Annotated in this window: 2 protein-coding genes; one reads left to right on the forward strand and one right to left on the reverse strand. The window is 38.0% G+C overall.

The window, feature by feature from the left end; all coding sequences use genetic code 11:
* Nucleotides 1-79: 79 nt before the first annotated feature.
* Complete coding sequence (locus tag ACOVO2_RS12720) at nucleotides 80-1,108, reverse strand: sensor histidine kinase (RefSeq protein WP_421770342.1); 1,029 nt, start codon at nucleotides 1,106-1,108, stop codon at nucleotides 80-82.
* Nucleotides 1,109-1,439: 331 nt separating this feature from the next.
* Between ACOVO2_RS12720 and ACOVO2_RS12725 the strand changes: the two genes are divergently transcribed.
* A partial coding sequence (locus tag ACOVO2_RS12725; protein ID WP_421770343.1) for a hypothetical protein occupies nucleotides 1,440-2,449 on the forward strand: 1,010 nt, incomplete at its 3' end.

Below are 2,449 nucleotides of genomic sequence, written 5' to 3' on the forward strand. Positions count from 1 at the left end.
GGCGAACCGCTCATCAATTCTTAATCGTCAATCAAAAAAAATCTTAACCTGATGGCTATGATGTCCTCACAGACATCGACTATAATATCAAATTCAATTCACAAAAATAGGTTTCTTTCGCATCTTCAATATCCAAACTGTATTGATTTGGATAGATTAAATCTAAACGTCGGCGAACGTTTTCCAGCCCCACCCCTCCTACTTCGTCTTTATTTTGGTCTTTTTTAAAGTTTTTTACCGTAAAATTTAGGTTATTCTGATTCAATAAAAGACTGATAGAAAGCGGTTTAGATTCAATATTTACTTCGCCATGCTTGAAAGCATTTTCGACAAACGCAATCAATAAAAGCGGAGCAACTTTCTGCGATTGTAAATCGCCTGCTACTTGAAAATCAATATAGGTTTGTCCTGAATAACGAAATCTCTGCAACTCAACGAAGTTTTTCAGATACTTCACTTCGATTTCAAGATTTATTTTTTCAACATTCGATTCATAGAGCATATACCGCATCAATTCCGATAATTTCAGCACTGCTTCGGGGGCTTTGGGCGAAGCTGTAAGTGTCAGCGAATAGATATTATTGAGGGTATTGAACAAGAAATGTGGATTAAGCTGACTTTTCAGAAAAGCCTGTTCGGCATTGAGTTTTTCGGTCAAAAGTGCATTCTTTTCTTTTTCGGTTCGGAAAAAATCTTCAATCATTTTCAAGAAAAAACCATTGAACGAATAATAGATTACATTCTGAATATTATCGGTAGCATAATATGGAAAACGGCGTGACTCTTCGGAATAATTATGAAAGCCAAATAGCTTGAAATATAAAACTTCCTCGACCAGATAGCGGGCAGTTATATAAATGGCACACACACCCAAAAATGCTAAAACTAAATTGAGATACTGTTTTGTATCAAAAAAACGATTGAAAACATAGATAATCATGTAAGAAACCGTAATTCGGAAAAACAAAGAGCTTAATGAAAGTGGCCCCAATAAATCTTCTATTTTAAACTCATATTCTCCTCCGCCAATGTAGTTCAGCACATTACCCGAAAAGATATAGAATAACCAAAAAGAAATATGAAATAAGATACGTCGGCGTTTGCTCATCGTGGTGTAGCACAAGTTTCCAACTTGTGCAGGTTTAGAAATGTTTTCGACCTAAACTGACAAGTTAGAAACTTGTCCTACAATATTTGCTACGAAAATAGATTTTCTGAAAGTATTTTCTAAATTTTTCCGACAAACGCCACTTTTTCACCGTCGAACAGGAATGGCAATCGTCGAACTGTCTTTTCTTGCAAAAGATGTTTCAAATAACTTTCATCGGTCAATTTTCTCGTTGGTCGAGATGATTATCCGCTTTGCCGATTAGCTTACTTAGTACCTACAAAAGCACCATAAATTTGCTTCATCAAACAAAAACAAACACTCAGAAATTATGAAAAAGCTATTATTCATCTTACTCGTCGCAGTCGCACAAACAGCCTTCCCGCAAACACCCACACAAGACCTTGAAGTATTGATGATTGGAGCATCGCACAGTTATGACCCAAAAACTCCGCAAGATTTAACGGGCATTCATGCCAAAATTAGAGTCTTTAAACCCAACGCTATTTTTGGAGAATGGCTTTCGCCCGAAGACGAAAAAGCGATTAAAAACTATTGGAATAAAGAAAATGTAATGAAACGCTACGAACGCCTAAAAAGCCGAAAAGCGATTTCGGAAAGCGAATTAGGTAAAGAAATTGCTCGTTATGAAGCCATTGTCGATAAAAACCCAAAAGATATGAAAGCTCGTGTTGATTTGGCGGTGGCTCACTATCTAAATTTCGATGCAGGAAATGGCTATTTTCAGATGTGGCACGTAGCTAAACATTTACAGAAAAACCCAAAAGACACAGTTATATTTAATTACTCGAAAAAGATGTTTCTGCCTGCTTCGATGGACTCGGTGCATAAAATGGTGGCCAACTATATTGACGATGAATACGATTATATTGCTCACCCAATGATGCTCGAATTGGGAATCAAGAAAATGTACGCAATGGACTCGCAACGCTGGGACGAAAAATGGAGCATCGCTTGGGGAAATGCCGACTCGGTTTTTTATGCCCAAAGAGATAAATATAAAACTGATTCGTTGAGCGAAATGGGCAAAAAAGTAAGCGATTTGAGAAAACTCGTTAAAAGCAGAATGGATTATCTGATGGCCGATGCCGCCAAAGTTTATGGCGAAAACCACGCCACCGAAGCTCTCAACGGCCCACAAATGACCGAATGGCTGTACAGAATCAACTTTGTTTCGGACGAATACCGCCAGTTAGATTTCTTCCCTGCCGACCTTTATAGTTGGATGCTCCATTATTGGTGGCACCGCAACAATGATATGTGCGATAATACCATCAACCGAGCAAAAGCCAATGGTTTCAAGCGAGTAACGATAGTAGT

The organism is Emticicia sp., assembly GCF_049241225.1.
In the GTDB taxonomy this organism is placed as follows: domain Bacteria; phylum Bacteroidota; class Bacteroidia; order Cytophagales; family Spirosomataceae; genus Emticicia.

Excerpts from the sequence above, each read along its gene's own strand:
- ACOVO2_RS12720 (WP_421770342.1), bottom strand. The coding sequence starts at position 1,108 with ATGAGCAAACGCCGACGTATCTTATTTCATATTTCTTTTTGGTTATTC.